At 71.5% G+C, this 14,428-nt stretch carries 15 protein-coding genes; 11 read left to right on the forward strand and 4 right to left on the reverse strand.

Annotated elements, in window-relative coordinates; all coding sequences use genetic code 11:
- Positions 1-28: 28 nt before the first annotated feature.
- Entirely contained in the window at positions 29-502 is a 474-nt protein-coding gene (locus tag EV684_RS19030; RefSeq protein ID WP_132648867.1) for a MaoC family dehydratase, read from the reverse strand.
- 63 nt (positions 503-565) lie between these two features.
- On the opposite strand from EV684_RS19030, the gene EV684_RS19035 reads away from it, so the two are divergent.
- The 6 genes from EV684_RS19035 to EV684_RS19055 all read left to right on the forward strand — a co-directional run bounded on the left by EV684_RS19035 (position 566) and on the right by EV684_RS19055 (position 4,692).
- Positions 566-1,144 carry an NnrU family protein gene (locus EV684_RS19035; RefSeq protein WP_132648868.1) on the forward strand — a complete coding sequence of 193 codons (579 nt, stop codon included), beginning with the start codon at positions 566-568 and terminating at the stop codon, positions 1,142-1,144.
- A 216-nt stretch (positions 1,145-1,360) separates the two neighbouring features.
- A complete protein-coding gene (locus EV684_RS19040) occupies positions 1,361-1,531 on the forward strand; it encodes a hypothetical protein (RefSeq protein WP_242478491.1) in 171 nt (56 codons plus the stop codon).
- A 124-nt stretch (positions 1,532-1,655) separates the two neighbouring features.
- A complete protein-coding gene (locus EV684_RS24080) occupies positions 1,656-1,805 on the forward strand; it encodes a hypothetical protein (RefSeq protein ID WP_165908537.1) in 150 nt (49 codons plus the stop codon).
- 134 nt (positions 1,806-1,939) lie between these two features.
- Positions 1,940-2,827 (forward strand): amino acid ABC transporter substrate-binding protein, encoded by an 888-nt coding sequence (locus tag EV684_RS19045; protein WP_132648870.1) that lies wholly within the window; start codon positions 1,940-1,942, stop codon positions 2,825-2,827.
- Positions 2,828-2,935: 108 nt separating this feature from the next.
- Positions 2,936-4,225 (forward strand): DUF4397 domain-containing protein, encoded by a 1,290-nt coding sequence (locus tag EV684_RS19050; protein WP_132649005.1) that lies wholly within the window; start codon positions 2,936-2,938, stop codon positions 4,223-4,225.
- Positions 4,225-4,692, forward strand: coding sequence for a CreA family protein (locus EV684_RS19055; protein WP_132648871.1), 468 nt, complete (start codon positions 4,225-4,227; stop codon positions 4,690-4,692). The genes EV684_RS19050 and EV684_RS19055 overlap by 1 nt, the downstream gene beginning before the upstream one ends.
- Positions 4,693-4,717: 25 nt before the next feature.
- Here the strand turns inward: EV684_RS19055 and EV684_RS19060 are convergent, their stop codons facing one another.
- Positions 4,718-5,578 (reverse strand): pirin family protein, encoded by an 861-nt coding sequence (locus tag EV684_RS19060; protein ID WP_132648872.1) that lies wholly within the window; start codon positions 5,576-5,578, stop codon positions 4,718-4,720.
- 164 nt (positions 5,579-5,742) lie between these two features.
- Between EV684_RS19060 and egtB the strand changes: the two genes are divergently transcribed.
- Genes egtB through EV684_RS19080 form a run of 4 tightly spaced genes read left to right on the forward strand, consistent with a single transcriptional unit; the run spans position 5,743 to position 8,841 of the window.
- Positions 5,743-6,924, forward strand: a complete 1,182-nt coding sequence (gene egtB, locus EV684_RS19065) for an ergothioneine biosynthesis protein EgtB (protein WP_132648873.1) — start codon at positions 5,743-5,745, stop codon at positions 6,922-6,924.
- Positions 6,921-7,850: an L-histidine N(alpha)-methyltransferase gene (gene egtD, locus EV684_RS19070; protein WP_132648874.1), complete on the forward strand. Its 930-nt coding sequence runs from the start codon at positions 6,921-6,923 to the stop codon at positions 7,848-7,850. The genes egtB and egtD overlap by 4 nt, the downstream gene beginning before the upstream one ends.
- Positions 7,847-8,128: a DUF427 domain-containing protein gene (locus EV684_RS19075; protein ID WP_132648875.1), complete on the forward strand. Its 282-nt coding sequence runs from the start codon at positions 7,847-7,849 to the stop codon at positions 8,126-8,128. Before egtD ends, EV684_RS19075 begins: the two co-directional genes overlap by 4 nt.
- Entirely contained in the window at positions 8,125-8,841 is a 717-nt protein-coding gene (locus EV684_RS19080) for a hypothetical protein (RefSeq protein WP_132648876.1), read from the forward strand. The genes EV684_RS19075 and EV684_RS19080 overlap by 4 nt, the downstream gene beginning before the upstream one ends.
- A gap of 51 nt (positions 8,842-8,892) precedes the next feature.
- On the opposite strand, the gene xdp1 is transcribed toward EV684_RS19080, so the two are convergent.
- Both xdp1 and prsT read right to left on the reverse strand, forming a co-directional pair.
- A complete protein-coding gene (gene xdp1 / locus EV684_RS19085; RefSeq protein ID WP_132648877.1) occupies positions 8,893-9,723 on the reverse strand; it encodes an exosortase-dependent surface protein XDP1 in 831 nt (276 codons plus the stop codon).
- A gap of 170 nt (positions 9,724-9,893) precedes the next feature.
- Positions 9,894-12,671 (reverse strand): XrtA/PEP-CTERM system TPR-repeat protein PrsT, encoded by a 2,778-nt coding sequence (gene prsT, locus EV684_RS19090; protein WP_132648878.1) that lies wholly within the window; start codon positions 12,669-12,671, stop codon positions 9,894-9,896.
- A gap of 186 nt (positions 12,672-12,857) precedes the next feature.
- On the opposite strand from prsT, the gene EV684_RS19095 reads away from it, so the two are divergent.
- Positions 12,858-14,411, forward strand: coding sequence for a thioredoxin family protein (locus EV684_RS19095; protein ID WP_132648879.1), 1,554 nt, complete (start codon positions 12,858-12,860; stop codon positions 14,409-14,411).
- Positions 14,412-14,428 lie beyond the last annotated feature (17 nt).

The following is a 14,428-nucleotide window of genomic DNA, read 5'->3' on the forward strand; positions in this document are numbered from 1 at the left end:
GAGCGGGTGAGGGCCAGACGGGAACGGTTCAGGCCGGATTTTGGCCGACCGCCGGCTCGCGCCTCTTGAACATCGCCCAACCTTCCATGGACATCACCGCTTCGTCGCGCTGGTTCGACACGGTCCAGGTCGATCGCACCAGGCCGACCGTCGGCCGGCTGGCCATCGGGCGGGCCTCGGTGACTTCCATGCGCACCTTCAGCGTGTCGCCCGGGTAGACCGGCTTCATCCAGCGGATGTTCTCCAGCCCGGGCGAGCCCAGGCTGGCGGCGTCGAGCAGGTACTCGTCGCACATCATGCGCATCGTCATCGCCGCGGTGTGCCAGCCGCTGGCGCACAGGCCCTTGAACAGCGAGTGTTTTGCCGCCTCCTCGTCGAGGTGGAAGGGCTGCGGGTCGAACTGGCGCGCGAACTCGACGATCGCCTCGCGGCTGACGGTGGTGGCGCCGAACTCGCGCACGGTGCCGGCGGGGAAGTCTTCCCAGTGATAACGCTTGTCCATGCGGGGCAGGATAGCGGCCGTGGGGCGACAATGCCGCCGCCTTTCGACTCTCTCCTGTCACCCATGACGCAACTGATCCTGGGCCTCGTGCTGTTCCTGGGCGCGCATTCGGTGCGCATCTACGGCGAAGACTGGCGCACGCGTTTGCGTGCGCGGCTGGGCGAGAACGGCTTCAAGGGCCTGTACTCGGTGCTGTCGCTGCTCGGCCTGGTGCTGATCGTGCGTGGCTACGGCGACGCTCGGCTGGACCCGGTGGCGCTGTGGACGCCGATGCTCTGGACGCGCCACCTGGCCTCGCTGCTGGTGCTCGTCGCCTTCATCCTGAACTTCGCCGCCTACGTGCCCGGCAACCAGATCAAGGCGAAGCTGCACCACCCGATGATCCTCGGCGTCAAGGTCTGGGCCTTCGCCCACCTGCTGGCCAACCACACGCTGGCCGACCTGGTGCTGTTCGGCAGCTTCCTCGTCTGGGCGCTGCTGGACTACCGCGCCGCGCGCCGGCGCGACGCCCGCACGGGCACGGTCTACGCGCCCGGCCGGCTGTCGATGACGCTGGTGACGGTGGCCGTCGGCGTGGCCGGCTGGGCCGTGTTCGCGTTCTGGCTGCACGCCTGGCTGTTCGGGGTGCGGCCGCTGGGCTGAAGCGCGCCTGCCGGCGGCGGGGTGACCGCCGTGTGAACAATTCACCACCCGTTCGGGGGGCCGGGCCGCTCAAAGCGCGGTATCCGGACTTCCGGGTGATGGCCGCCAGGGCCTCGTCGCGTCACGATGCGTGTGTACGAATCGCTTGAGGGGGCGACGATGTCCACGGGCTTCTTTCCTCGCCGGCGCGGCCGGTCGGCGGACCTGCCGAACTCGTTGAACGAACTGCCGGCCCGGGGGGCTGCGCCGGCCTGCGGCTGGTACGAGTCCAGTCTGGAGCTGATGCAGGGGCTGGCGGTCACCGAACACGCCGGTCTCGACGAGCTCTTCCCGCCAGAGGCGCCGGATCCGGCCGCATCGGCCCGCCCGGCGGCCACCGGCGGCTGACGCTTCGTCGCTGCGGCAGGCAGTTCGTCGCCTGCCGGTGCCGGCCGTCGCACGGCGCTCGCGGCGCCTGGGGGCGCTGCCTACAGTGGACTCCATCGCAGCACGTCACCCCAAGGAGCCCACGATGAACACCCGCTTCGCCCCCCGCCTGATCGCGCTGGCCAGCGCGGCCTTCTTCACCGTCGTGATGCTCTCGGGCATCGACTCGCTGGCCGCCGCCGACGGCGCCTCGGCCTACATCGCGCAGAGCGCTGCGGCCGCGCCCCGCGCCTGAGCCTGCGCCCCTCGGCAACGCCCGGCCCCGGCCGGGCGTTCGTCTTTCCGGGGCCCGATCTCCGCGTTCGTGCGGAGCGACAGTGGCCGGCGCTTTGCTTAGCCTGGGCTCCACCCCGTCAAGGAGCCTCGTCCATGCCCCAGATCGTGCGCCCGCTCGCCGTCCTCGCCCTGGCCCTCGCCGCGTCGGCCGCTTCCGCCCAGTCCACGCTGGACAAGGTCAAGGCCAGCGGGGCGATCGGCGTCGCCTACCGCGAGTCCTCGATCCCGTTCTCCTACCTCGACGACAAGGCGCAGCCGGTGGGTTTCGGCTTCGAGATCTGCGGCCGCATCGTCGACGAGGTGAAGAAGGCCACCGGCCGTCCCGACCTGAAGCTCAACCTTCAGTCGGTGACCAGCGCCAACCGCATCCCGCTGCTGGTCAACGGCACGATCGACATCGAGTGCGGCTCGACGACCAACAACAGCGACCGGGCGAAGCAGGTCGCCTTCGCGATCAACTACTTCTACACCGGCACGCGTTTCCTGGTGCGCAGCGATTCGGGCATCAAGTCGCTCGCCGACCTGCACGGCAAGGTGCTGGTGTCGACCACCGGCACCACCAATTTCCGCATCCTGCGCACGCTGATCAGCGAGAACAAGCTGCCGATCGAGCTGATCGGCGCCAAGGACCACGCCGAGGCCGCGCTGCTGGTGCAAAGCGGCCGCGCCGCGGCCTTCGGCATGGACGACATCCTGCTCTACGGCTTGCGCGCGAGTTCGGCCAACCCGGCGGAGCTGGCGGTCGTCGGCGAGGCGATCCAGGTCGAGCCCTACGCGATCATGCTGCGCAAGGACGACCCGGCGTTCAAGCAACTGGTCGACGGCGTGCTCGCCGGGCTGATGAAGAGCGGCGAGTTCGAGAAGCTCTACCGCAAGTGGTTCCTGTCGGCGATCCCGCCCAAGGGCATCGTGCTCAACGCACCGATGGGCAAGGAACTGCAGGACAACCTGAAGGCGCTGTCGGACAAGCCTGCCACCTGAACCCTGCGGCGCCGACACCACGGCGTTACCGGCGTTCGCATGCCGGCAACGCGGCTGGGCGATGATGTCGCCCTGGCCGGCCGTGGCGCCGGCGCCCAGGAGAACTCGATGCAGCAGATCAACCGCCGGCGCTGGATCACGCTGGCGCTGTCCTCGCCGGTGGTGCTCGCCGGTTGCGGTGGCGGGACGGACACGAGCAAGGCCCATGTCCGGTTCATCAACGCCAGCTCGTACGACGCGCTGACGCTGGAGGTCGACGGCGATGACCTGTTCAGCTCGGTCGCCTATGGCGACGAGACCAAGTACAAGGACGTCGACCCCGGCGACTGCGACTCGACGATCTCGCGCAGCAGCTCGGCCACCGCGCTGATCTCGACCTTCACGCCCGATCTGTCCGAGGACGACGACTACACCATCCTCGCCTGGGGCCCGGTCGGCGACCTCGGCTGGCAGCTGCTCGACGAGAACACCTCCGACCCGGACGACGACAAGACGAAGGTGCGTGTGTTCAACGGCGCCACCGACGCCGGCGAGCTCGACGTCTACGTGACGGCCGAAGACGACACGCTGTCGGATTCGGTGGCGATGCAGTCCGCGGCGGCCGTCGGCACGCTCAACGACTTCGTCACCATCGACAAGGGCACCTGGCGCGTGCGTGTCACCGCCGCCGGCAGCAAGACCGACGTGCGGCTGGACGTCTCGGGCGTCGTCTTCGGTGGTGGAAACGTCTACACGCTGACGCTCGCCGCGGCCTCCAGCGGCGTGCTCGTCAACGCCATGCTGCTGCGCGAGGAGAAGCAGGCGCTGACGCGCATCGACGTCACTGACGCACGGGTTCGCATCGCCGGGGCCGCCGCGGCCAACGCCACCGTCACCGCGACGGTCGACGGCACCGAGTTGCTGTCCTCGGGCTCGCCGGTGGTCAGCGACTACGCCCTGGTCGACGTCGGCACGCCGACCGTCACCGCGGCCATCGGCACCACCGACGTCAGCAGCGCCGTGGCCTCGCAGGCGCTGGAGGCCGGTGTCGACTACACGCTGGTCATCTACGGCAGCGCGGCCTCGCCGGTGGCGGTCTGGGTCGAGGACGACAACACGCTGTCGTCCAGCAGCAGCAAGGCCAAGATCCGCCTGATCAACGCGATCAGCGACCTGGGCTCGACGCTGGCGCTGAAGCTCGGCTCGTCGCCGCTGGCCTCCGGCGTCGCGGTGGGCGCGGCCTCCTCGTATGCCGAGGTGTCGGCGACGACCAGCGGCACGCTGACCGTCACCTCGCCGGCGCTGAGCGGCTCGGTGCTGACGCTGAGCGAGCAGATCATCGAGGCCGGCAAGGTCTACACGGTGCTTGTCGGCGGCGCCAGCGGCGCGGCCGACGGCGGCCTGGTGGAGGACCACTGATGCGGCGAGCGGTTCTGGCGGCGGCGCTGCTGGCCGCCGGCACGGTTTCGGCCGAGCCGGTCGGCGAGGTCGACACGGTCTTCAAGCTGATCGGCCCGGACCACAAGATCGTCGTCGACGCCTACGACGACCCCGGCGTCAAGGGCGTGACCTGCTACGTCTCGCGCGCCAAGACCGGCGGCATCAAGGGCGGGCTCGGGCTGGCCGAGGACAAGTCGGACGCCTCGATCGCCTGCCGCCAGACCGGGCCGATCTCGTTCCCCAAGCCGCTGCCGCAGCAGGAAGACATGTTCAGCGAACGCATCTCGCTGGTCTTCAAGCGCCTGCACGTGGTGCGCATGGTCGACGCCGGACGCAACACGCTGGTCTACCTGACCTATTCCGACCGCGTCATCGAAGGCTCGCCGCAGAACGCGGTGACCGCGGTGCCGGTGGACCGCGCGACGCCGATCCCGCTCAAGCGCTGAGCGGGCGCGGCGCCGCGTCGTGTGATCAGGCCAGGCGGCCGGCGCGGAAGTCCTCGACGGCCTCGAAGATCTCGCGGTTGCTGTTCATCACGAACGGCCCGTACTGCGCGATCGGCTCGCCCAGCGGCCGGCCGGCGACGAGCAGCAGCCGTGCGCCGGCGGCACCGCCGGTGACGGCGATGCCGTCGCCGCGGTTGGCGAGGATGGCCATCGGCCCCGGCTCCAGCTTCTGGCCGCCGAGCTCGACGGCGCCGTGCACGACGACGACGAAGGCGTTGTGCGCCGCCGGCAGCGGCTGCTCGAAACGTGCGCCGGGCGCGAGTTCCAGGTCGACGATCAGCGGCTCGGTCGTCTCGCGTTCGACGGCCCCGGCGACGCCGTGCGTGCGGCCGGCGACGACGCGCGCGCGCACGCCGGTCGCTCGCCACTCGGGCACCTGGCCGGCCTCGATGTCGCGGTACCAGGGCTCGCGCATCTTCTCGCGCGCCGGCAGGTTCAGCCAGAGCTGGAAGCCGTCCATGCGGCCGTCTTCCTGCTCGGGCATCTCGCTGTGCACCAGGCCGCGGCCGGCGGTCATCCACTGCACGCCGCCGGGGCCGACGCGGCCTTCGTGGCCGGCGCTGTCGCGGTGGCGCATGCGGCCTTCGACCATCACCGTGACGGTCTCGAAACCGCGGTGCGGGTGGTCGGGGAAACCGGCGATGTAGTCCTCGGCGCGGTCGGTCGCGAAGCGGTCGAGCATCAGGAAGGGGTCGAGCCGGCGCTGCAGCTCGTGCGTCAGCAGGCGCACGAGCTTCACGCCGGCGCCGTCCTGCGTGGGCTGGCCGGCGACCAGGCGTTCGATCGGGCGCGGGTCGAGCAGGGTGGGGGCGAGGGTGCTGTCCATGCTCTCCAATGTAGGAACGGGTGCGCGTTCCGGGGTTCAGTCGCTCTGCATGCAGCGTTCGCCAGGCTTACCTGCGCTCACCCGGAACGGGGCTTGCCCGGGTGGCGGCCGACCCACCCATGACCAGAATGCGCCGGACACCCGCCGCCGCAGGAGAGCGCCGAATGCCCGACGCCGTTTCCGACCTGAGTGCCCGCTTCCGCGCGGTGCGCGCCCACAGCGAGGCGCTGGCCGCGCCGCTGTCGGCCGAAGACCAGCAGTTGCAGGCCATGCCCGACGCCAGCCCGACGAAGTGGCACCTGGCGCACACCAGCTGGTTCTTCGAAGCGGTGGTGCTGGCGCCGCACGCACCGGGCTTCCGGCCCTACGACGAACGCTGGGCGCGGCTGTTCAACTCCTATTACGAGAGCCTGGGCCCGCGCCACCCGCGGCCGCAGCGCGGCCTGCTGTCGCGGCCTTCGCTGGACGAGGTGCTGGCCTGGCGGCGGGTGGTCGACGCCGGCGTCTGCACCTTCATCGCCGAGGCCGACGCCGATACGCGTGCCGCGGCCTTCCCGCTGGTCGAGCTGGGCCTGCAGCACGAGCAGCAGCACCAGGAGCTGATGCAGACCGACATCCTCGCCGCGCTGGCGCTGAACCCGCTGGCGCCGGCGGCCTTCCCCGGCGAGCCGCCACCGTGGCCGGCCGCAGTCGACGGCTGGCTCGGCTTCGACGGCGGCGAGGCCGAGATCGGCCACGCCGGCACGGGATTCGCCTTCGACAACGAGACGCCGCGCCACCGCGTGCGGCTGGAGGCGCACGAGATCGCACGCCGCCTGGTGAGCAACGCCGAGTACCAGGCCTTCGTCGACGATGGCGGCTACCGCCGTGCGGCGCTGTGGCTGTCCGACGGCTGGGCGGTGGTGTCGGCGCAGGGCTGGACCGGCCCGCTGTACTGGCGCGAAGACGGCACGGAGTTCACGCCGCACGGCCCGCGCCCGCGCGCGCCGCAGGCGCCGGTGCGCCACCTGTCGTACTACGAGGCCGCGGCCTATGCCGAATGGGCCGGCGCGCGGCTGCCGACCGAAGCCGAGTGGGAGCACGCGGCCGGCTCGGCCACGCCGCCGTCGCAGTGTTTCGGCGCCCTGTGGCAATGGACACGTTCGTCCTACGAGCCGTACCCGCGCTACCGGCCCTGGGCCGGTGCGGTTGGCGAATACAACGGCAAGTTCATGGTCGGCCAGATCGTGCTGCGCGGCAGTTCGTTCGCCACACCGCCCGGCCATGCACGTGCGAGCTATCGCAACTTCTTCCCGCCCGGAGTCCGCTGGCAGTTCAGCGGCCTCAGGCTGGCGCGCGACGCATGAATTTCGCTGCCGACTTCGTGGCCGGGCTGCGCGAACGCCGCATCGCGCCCAAGTGGTTCTACGACGCCGAGGGGTCACGCCTGTTCGAGCGCATCTGCGAACTGCCCGAGTACTACCCGACACGCACCGAGCTGGCGCTGCTGGACCGTCACGCCGACGAGTTCGCGGCGCGCATCGGGCCGGGTGCCGAGATCGTCGAGTTCGGTGCCGGCGCCAGCGTCAAGGTGCGGCGGCTGCTGCAGGCGCTCGCGGCGCCGCGGCGTTTCGTGCCGATCGACATCTCGGGCGAGCACCTGGTCGAGGCGGCGGCGGCGCTGCGCGCCGACTTCCCCGGGCTGGCCGTCGAGCCGCTGGCGGCCGACTTCACCGCGGCGCTGGCGCTGCCGCCGCCTGTGGGCCGGCGCATCGGCTTCTTTCCCGGCAGCTCGATCGGCAATTTCGAGCCCGACGAGGCCTGCGCGCTGCTGGCGCGCTTTCGTCGCTGGCTGGATGGCGGCGCGCTGCTGATCGGCGTCGACCTGATCAAGGAGCCGGCACTGCTGCACGCGGCCTACAACGACGCCCAGGGCGTGACCGCGGCCTTCAACCTCAACCTGCTGGCGCGCGCCAACCGCGAACTCGGGGCCGACTTCGATCTGTCGGCCTGGTCGCACGCGGCGTTCTACCATCCGGCTTTGCGCCGCATCGAGATGCATCTGGTCAGCCGCCGCCGCCAGGCGGTGCGTGTCGCCGGCGAGGTCTTCGAGTTCGACGAAGGCGACAGCCTGCACACCGAGAACTCGTACAAGTACAGCGTCGACGGCTTCCGGGCCCTCGCGCGGCGCGCCGGTTTCGAGCCGGGCCCGGTCTGGACCGACGCGGCGAGGCGTTTCTCGCTGCACTGGCTGGAGCCGGCCGGCGGCGTCAGCGAGAGGACATCGACATGAAAGCGATCTGGAAAGACACCGTCATTGCCGAGAGCGACGACACGGTGATCGTCGAAGGCAACCACTACTTCCCCGCCGCGGCGGTGAAGTCGCAGTACCTGCTGCCGAGCAACACGCGCACGATGTGCTCGTGGAAGGGCGAGGCGCGTTACCACACGCTGTTCGTCGACGGTGACGCCAACCCCGACGCCGCCTGGTACTACGCCGATCCGAAGGAGGCCGCGGCCAACATCCAGGGGCGCATCGCGTTCTGGAAGGGCGTCCAGGTCGTCGAGTGAGCCCGGCGCTGGGCGCCGTGCACCGGCGCCGTCTGCGCGAGATCTGGCGCTCCGCCGGCTGGCCCTGCCGCGACGCCATCGAGATCGACCTGCTGGCCGCCGGGCTGCTGCAGCGCCGCTGGGACGAGGCCGGGCGCGAGACGCTGCTCGTCAGCGAGGCCGGCATCGGGCTGCTGGCGGCGACGCTGACGCGCAACCGGGCCGCCTTCGACGCCCACGAGGCGCTGGTCGCGCGGGTCGCACGCGAGATGCAGCGCGCCGGGCGCATCGTCTGGCGCGGCCTGGCGCTGCGTGCGCCGCTGGCGGCCGGGGACGGCGGCACACGCTGGGCGACCGCGATGCCCGACGTCTTCTCGATCCGCCACACGACGGTCGAGGACTACGCCGAGCCGGTGGTGCACGAGATCAAGGTGCGGCGTGCCGACCTGCTGGCCGAGCTGCGCCGCCCCGACAAGGGCGCCGCCTACCGCGCGCTGGCCAGCCAGTGCTGGTACGTCTTCAGCGAAGGCATCGCCACGCCCGACGAGGTGCCCGAGCCGTATGGCGTGATGCTCGCCTGCGCCGACGGCCGGCTGGAGGTGGCGCGGGCCGCGCCGCGCCGTGCGGCGCGGGTGCCGTTTGCGGTCTGGATGGCGCTGGCGCGCGCCAACGCCGAGCCGCCCGACGAGGACGACGGCCAGGCGGGGCTGGCCGTCGCCGATCCCGGGGCCTGAAAAAAAACGGGCCGGCATGGCCGGCCCGACGGACGAAGTCGTCTCTGTGTGTCAGGCCGTACGGGCGCGACGGCGCTTGGCGCCGACGATGCCGGCGAGCGCCAGGCCGGCGAGGGCGAGCGTGCCCGGTTCGGGGACGCTGCCGCCACCGCCACCGCCGCCGCAGCTGTTGGTCGTCTTGCAGCCGGTGCCGGAGAAGGTCTTCAGCTTGAAGAAGTCGTCGCCGGTGTCCAGATCGGTGCCCTTGCTCGTCGTCGTGCTGTTGCCGAAGTAGGCGCTGATCAGCCACCAGCTCGAATAGCCGGCGCTGGAGACGCTGGTCGAGTAGCTGGAGTACAGGTCGTAGCTCGACACCAGCTCCCAGCCCTTGGCGATCAGGCCGCCGGTGCCGGTGGAGGTCATCTTGGTCAGGTCGGGCGGGTCCTCGCCGGTCCAGCGCAGCACGCTGATGTCGGCGTCGCCGGAGCGCCAGCCGATGGACAGGCCGTCCAGCCGCGTCGCTTCGCTGAAGCCCACCATCAGCAGCTCGGTGTAAGCCCCGTAGCTCGTCGAGCTGTTGCGCGGGCCGCCGTAGTTGTCGATCGCGTGGTTCTTGTTGTCGCCGGTGTACTCGGTCTTGCCGCCGTACGAACTCGTCACGCCGACACCGCTGGTGCTCTGGTCGGTGATCGTCGCCGCAACGAACTGGCCGGCGCTTCCGCCGTTGCCCCAGGCGGTGACGGTGGCCGTCACGCCCCCCACCGTGCAGCCCGCGGCACCCGGAGGCTGACCGTAGGGGTCGCAGCTGCTGGTCGACAGATCCCAGGTGCTCTGCGCAAAGGCGGCGCCGCTGAAGCCGATGCCCAGCGCCAGCAGCGCTGCAGTCGTGATCTGTTTGCTCATCGTCTTCATGGATCTTCCTTCGATTCCTTCGGCCTCAGCCGCCGCTCCCGCCCCAAGACCCTAAGCAATCACCGCGCCAGCGGCAGTTGTCCTTTTTTATCAAGGACTTGCGAGCCATCGTCGCAGAAATCGATGGCGGATGTAAGAACTTGCGACACCCGCACGGCCCCTTACTTGAGGGTCTGGAGCAGCGCACGCGCGTCGGCGGCCTCGGCGAAAACGGGACCGCTCAGAGCGGTCTGCAGTTCCTCGCGTGCCTCGGCCGGCCGGCCGGCCCTGGCCAGCGCCGCGGCCAGGTAGTAGCGGGTGGTCGGATTGCCAGGGTCGCGCAGGCGTGCGTCGCGCAGACGCTGCAGCGCCTTGTCGTTCTGGCCGGCCTGGAACGCCGCCCAGCCGGCGGTGCCCAGGATGTGCGGCACGCCGGGCTTCAGGGCCAACGCACGTTCGGCGTTCGCCAGGGCCGCGCCGTCCTTCTGCCGGATCTGGATCTGGGCGAGGTTGTTCAGGACCTCCGGGTCCTCGGGTGTCTGCTTGAGCAACTGCTCGTAGGCGCCGCGGGCCGCGGCCCACTGGCCGGCCCGGGCGTGGGCGTCGGCCAGCGCACGGCGAGCCACCTTGTCGCCTGGATTCGACGCCAGCCATTGCTCCAGCAGTTTCTGCGCGCCGGCCGGATCACGCGCGGCGGTGGCGTTGGCCAGGCGCAGCAGCGTCTCGGTGGACGGCTGCAGGCGCTGTGCCGTGCGATACGCGTCGATGGCCGGCGCGGTCTGGCCGCGGGAGGCGGCGATGTCGCCCAGCAGCGAATGGCCGACGGCCAGCTTGGGGTGCTGGGCGACGATGGCGCGCGCGCGTTTTTCGGCGGCGGCGCCGTCGCCGCCACGCAGCTCCGCCTCGACCATCAGCGCCTGCACCGGGAGCGATTCGGGGCGCTCGGCGAGTGCCTTGCCGAGCGTGTGCAGCGCGCCGGGAGGATGGTTGGCAGCCAGTTGCAGCATGGCGATGCGCACCAGCGCACCGACGTCCGGCCCGGCCAGCGTCGACGCGCGCGTGAGCGAGCTGCGTGCCGCTGCGGGGTCGCCGTTGGCCAGCGACACCCGGGCCAGCGTCATCAGCACCGGCACCGCCTCGGGGGCGCGCGATGTCATGCGTTTGGCGGCTTCACGCGCTTCGGCCGGCTGCTCGCGGCGCAGCAGGTAGTCGACGAGTTCGATCGCCGCGTCGAAGCGGTTCGGGCCGGCGACGTCGTCGGCCTTCTCGTACCAGCGCCGTGCTTCGTCGAAGCGGCCGCGGCGTTCGGCCAGCGCCGCCATCTCGAGCGTCGCCTCCTGCGACTTGTCGTCCTGCGCCAGCACCTGCTGCAGGCGCTGTTGCGCGGCGTCCGGCTTGCCGGTCATCGCATCCAGACGGGCGAGCTGCACCTGGGGCGAGACGAAACGCGGATCGGCGGCCAGCGCCTGCTCGAAGGCCTGGCGTGCCCCGGCGGCGTCGCCGGCGCGCAGCCTGGCGCTGCCCAGCAGGTTCAGCACGCCCGCATGCTTCGGGTAGTGCTGCAGCAGCGTCTGCAGGATCTGCGTCGCGCGTCGTGGGTCGCCGGCCTGCAGGCGGATCTGGGCCAGCGCGATGCCCGGCGCGAGCTGCTTGGGATCGGCCTTGAACGAGGCTTCCAGCGCGTCGACCGCGTCGGGCACCTTGCCACTGGCCGCCAGGCTCAGGCCGAGCAGGCCGCGCATCTGCGCTGACTCGCCCGAACGCAGCGCCTGTTCGGCGATGGCCGTGGCGCGGGCGTTGCGTCCCTGCGCGATCTGCGCTGACGCCAGCAGCAGCGTCGCCTGGGTGTCCTGAGGATGGCGGCGCAGATAGGCTTCCAGGGACTCGATGGCCTTGTCCAGGTTGTTCTGCGACAGCTGGATCTGCGCCGCGAGCTTGGCCGCACCGCTGCCCGGCTGCATGCGCTGCACGGCTTCAAGGTAGGGCAGCGCCTTCTCGCGCTCGCCCAGCCCGTAGTGCGCCAGGCCGCCGAGCATCAGCAGCTGGGGCCGATAACGCAGGAAGTCCAAGGGCACCGGGTCGAGCAGCCCGGTGACGTCGCGCAGCGCGCTGCGTGCGTCGGCCGCGCGCCCGGCCTTTTCGGCGAGCAGCGCCTGCAGATAGGCGCCGCGCGGATCGTCGGGGGCCTGTTGGCGAAGCCGGGTGACATCGCGCTGGGCGTCGGCGTCACGCCGCAGGTCCATCAGCAGCCCTGCGCGCGACACCAGCGAGTCGACGTGCCGCGGTTCGAGTTCCAGCGCCCGGTCGTACGCGCCCAGCGCTGCCTGAGGCTGTCCCCTGGAATGGGCGACGGTGCCCTTCAGGTAGTGGGCCTCGGCCAGCCCCGGGGCCAGCGCCAGAGCCTTGTCGACGGCCAGCTGAGCTTCCTGCGGCTGCCCGTTGCGCAGGCGCAGCTTGACTTCGGCCAGCCACGGCCCCGGGTCGCGCGGCGCGAGTGCACGCGCCTCGTCGAGCAGTTGCAGGGACTGGCGCGCGTCGCCCAGGTCGGCCGCGGCCGTCGAGCGTGCCAGCAGCAGGCGCGCGCGCACCTCGGCAGGCAGGCCCGCCGGAGCGAAACGCGGGTCTTCGAGCAGCACCTGGGGCTTGCCTTGCAGGCTCAAGGTCTCGGCCAGCGGCAGCACGACTTCGGCCCGGTTGACGCCCAGCCTGAGCGCCTCGTTCAGCGCGACTTCGGCGCCGAGCACGTCGCCGTTGGCCAGCAGCGCCTTGCCCAGCAGCACGTGCACCGGCAGCTGCGTCTTGTCGATCTGCAGCGCGTTCTTCAGCTGCACCACGGCGCCGGCGTAGTCCCGCTTCTCGTAGCGCTGCAGCGCGTCTTCGTAGAAGCGCGCGGACTTGACGTCGGCGGCCTGCGCCGCGAAGGCGGCCGCCAGCGTGGCGACCAGGGCCAGCCGTCGCATCGGGAGGGAGGCGTTACGAATGTTCACCAGCGGATCGTAGAAGACCCTGACCGGCGCCGGCACCCCGCGCGTGGGGCGGCGTGACTTCGTTCATCGACCGGGGCCGCAGGACGACGTTTTCCCCCGCGTTCCGGGGAGCTGCCGCGGCCGGCTCACAATCGGCCGATCGTCTTGCCCGTTGCCGCCATGAAGCTCCGCCTCGCCGCCTGCTGTTTCGCCGCCTGCCTTGCCTGGGGAACCGCCGCCGCGGCGCCCGGGCTGCCGTCGAAGAACGTCGCCTGGGTGGCGGCCGCCGCCGACGCCGATGTCGACCGCGCCTTCGTGCGCGCCCGCGCCGAGAACAAGCCGCTGCTGCTGTACTGGGGCGCGACCTGGTGCCCGCCGTGCAACCAGCTCAAGGCGACGCTGTTCAACCGCCAGGACTTCGCGCTGCAGGCACGCGACTTCGTCGCCGTGCACGTCGACGGCGACCGGCCGGGCGCGCAGAAGCTGGGCAAACGGTTCGGCGTCAGCGCCTACCCGACGATGGTGCTGTTCTCGCCCGACGCCCACGAGATCACGCGCCTGCCCGGCGAGGCCGAGCCCGAGCAGGTGCTGGCCCTGCTGCAGCAGGCGCTGGCCGGCGGCCGGCCGGTGAAAGCGCTGGTGGCCGACGCCACCGCCGGCCGCGCGCTGTCGGCACACGAATGGCGTGCGCTGGCCTTCTACGCCTGGGACGTGGACGATGGCCGTGTCGTCGCGCCGGCCGAACGCGCCACGCTGCTGGCGAAGCTGGCCGCCGCGGCGCCGGCCGCCGACGACGAGACCGTCACCCGGCTGTGGTTGAAGGCGCTGGTGGCCGACGAAGGCCAGGGCCGCGTCAAGCCCGACGCCGCGCTGCGCGAGCGTGTGCGTCGCGTCGCTGCCGAGCCGGCGCTGGCGCGCCGCCACGCCGACGTCTTCGCCGCCAGCGCCGCCGAGCTGCTGCGTGCGCTGGCCGACGGAACACCGGAGAAGTCGCCGCTGCTGCCGGTGTTCGACGCTGCGCTGCAGCGCCTGGCCGCCGATGCGACGCTGTCGCGTGCCGACCGGCTCGGTGCCCTGGGCTCGCGCGTCGAGCTGGCGCGCCTGGGCGCGCCCGAGGACGCGGTCAAGGTCGAGCTGCCGGCGGCGCTGCGCCAGGCGGTGCGCGAGCATGTCGCACGCGACGACCGCGAGATCAGCGACGGCTACGAGCGCCAGGCGGTGATCACCGGCGGCGCCTACGTGCTCGCGCGTGCCGGGCTCTGGGACGAGAGCGACGCGCTGCTCAAGGCCAACCTGGCGAAGAGCCATTCGCCCTACTACCTGATGAGCCAGCTTGGCGGCAACGCGCGCAAGCTCGGCCGCAGCGATGAGGCGCTGGGCTGGTACCGCCAGGCGTTCGAGAAGAGCGAAGGCCCGGCGACGCGGCTGCAGTGGGGCGGCGGTTACCTCGCTGCGCTCGTCGACCTGGCGCCGACCGACGGCGCGCGCATCGAGAGCACGGCGGCGACGCTGATCGACGAAGCCGGCCGCGATGCCGGCGCCTTCCAGGCCCGCAGCGTGCGCTCGCTTCAGCGCATGGGCACGAAGCTCCTGGCCTGGAACGACGGCGGCCGCCACGCCGCGGCGATGAAGCGGCTGCAGGCGCGGCTGGACGGCGTCTGCCGCAAGGTGCCGGCGGCCGACGGCGCGCGCGACACCTGCCGCACGCTGCTGAAGCCGCACACCACCGGCTGACGCGGGGCTTTGATAAC

The organism is Rubrivivax gelatinosus (genome assembly GCF_004340905.1).
Taxonomy (GTDB): Bacteria; Pseudomonadota; Gammaproteobacteria; order Burkholderiales; family Burkholderiaceae_C; genus Rubrivivax; species Rubrivivax gelatinosus.

Excerpts from the sequence above, each read along its gene's own strand:
- EV684_RS19050 (WP_132649005.1), top strand. The coding sequence starts at position 2,936 with ATGCAGCAGATCAACCGCCGGCGCTGGATCACGCTGGCGCTGTCCTCG.
- EV684_RS19045 (WP_132648870.1), top strand. The coding sequence starts at position 1,940 with ATGCCCCAGATCGTGCGCCCGCTCGCCGTCCTCGCCCTGGCCCTCGCC.
- EV684_RS19060 (WP_132648872.1), bottom strand. The coding sequence starts at position 5,578 with ATGGACAGCACCCTCGCCCCCACCCTGCTCGACCCGCGCCCGATCGAA.
- EV684_RS19055 (WP_132648871.1), top strand. The coding sequence starts at position 4,225 with ATGCGGCGAGCGGTTCTGGCGGCGGCGCTGCTGGCCGCCGGCACGGTT.
- EV684_RS19075 (WP_132648875.1), top strand. The coding sequence starts at position 7,847 with ATGAAAGCGATCTGGAAAGACACCGTCATTGCCGAGAGCGACGACACG.
- egtD (WP_132648874.1), top strand. The coding sequence starts at position 6,921 with ATGAATTTCGCTGCCGACTTCGTGGCCGGGCTGCGCGAACGCCGCATC.
- egtB (WP_132648873.1), top strand. The coding sequence starts at position 5,743 with ATGCCCGACGCCGTTTCCGACCTGAGTGCCCGCTTCCGCGCGGTGCGC.
- xdp1 (WP_132648877.1), bottom strand. The coding sequence starts at position 9,723 with ATGAGCAAACAGATCACGACTGCAGCGCTGCTGGCGCTGGGCATCGGC.
- EV684_RS19030 (WP_132648867.1), bottom strand. The coding sequence starts at position 502 with ATGGACAAGCGTTATCACTGGGAAGACTTCCCCGCCGGCACCGTGCGC.
- EV684_RS19095 (WP_132648879.1), top strand. The coding sequence starts at position 12,858 with ATGAAGCTCCGCCTCGCCGCCTGCTGTTTCGCCGCCTGCCTTGCCTGG.
- prsT (WP_132648878.1), bottom strand. The coding sequence starts at position 12,671 with ATGCGACGGCTGGCCCTGGTCGCCACGCTGGCGGCCGCCTTCGCGGCG.
- EV684_RS19035 (WP_132648868.1), top strand. The coding sequence starts at position 566 with ATGACGCAACTGATCCTGGGCCTCGTGCTGTTCCTGGGCGCGCATTCG.
- EV684_RS24080 (WP_165908537.1), top strand. The coding sequence starts at position 1,656 with ATGAACACCCGCTTCGCCCCCCGCCTGATCGCGCTGGCCAGCGCGGCC.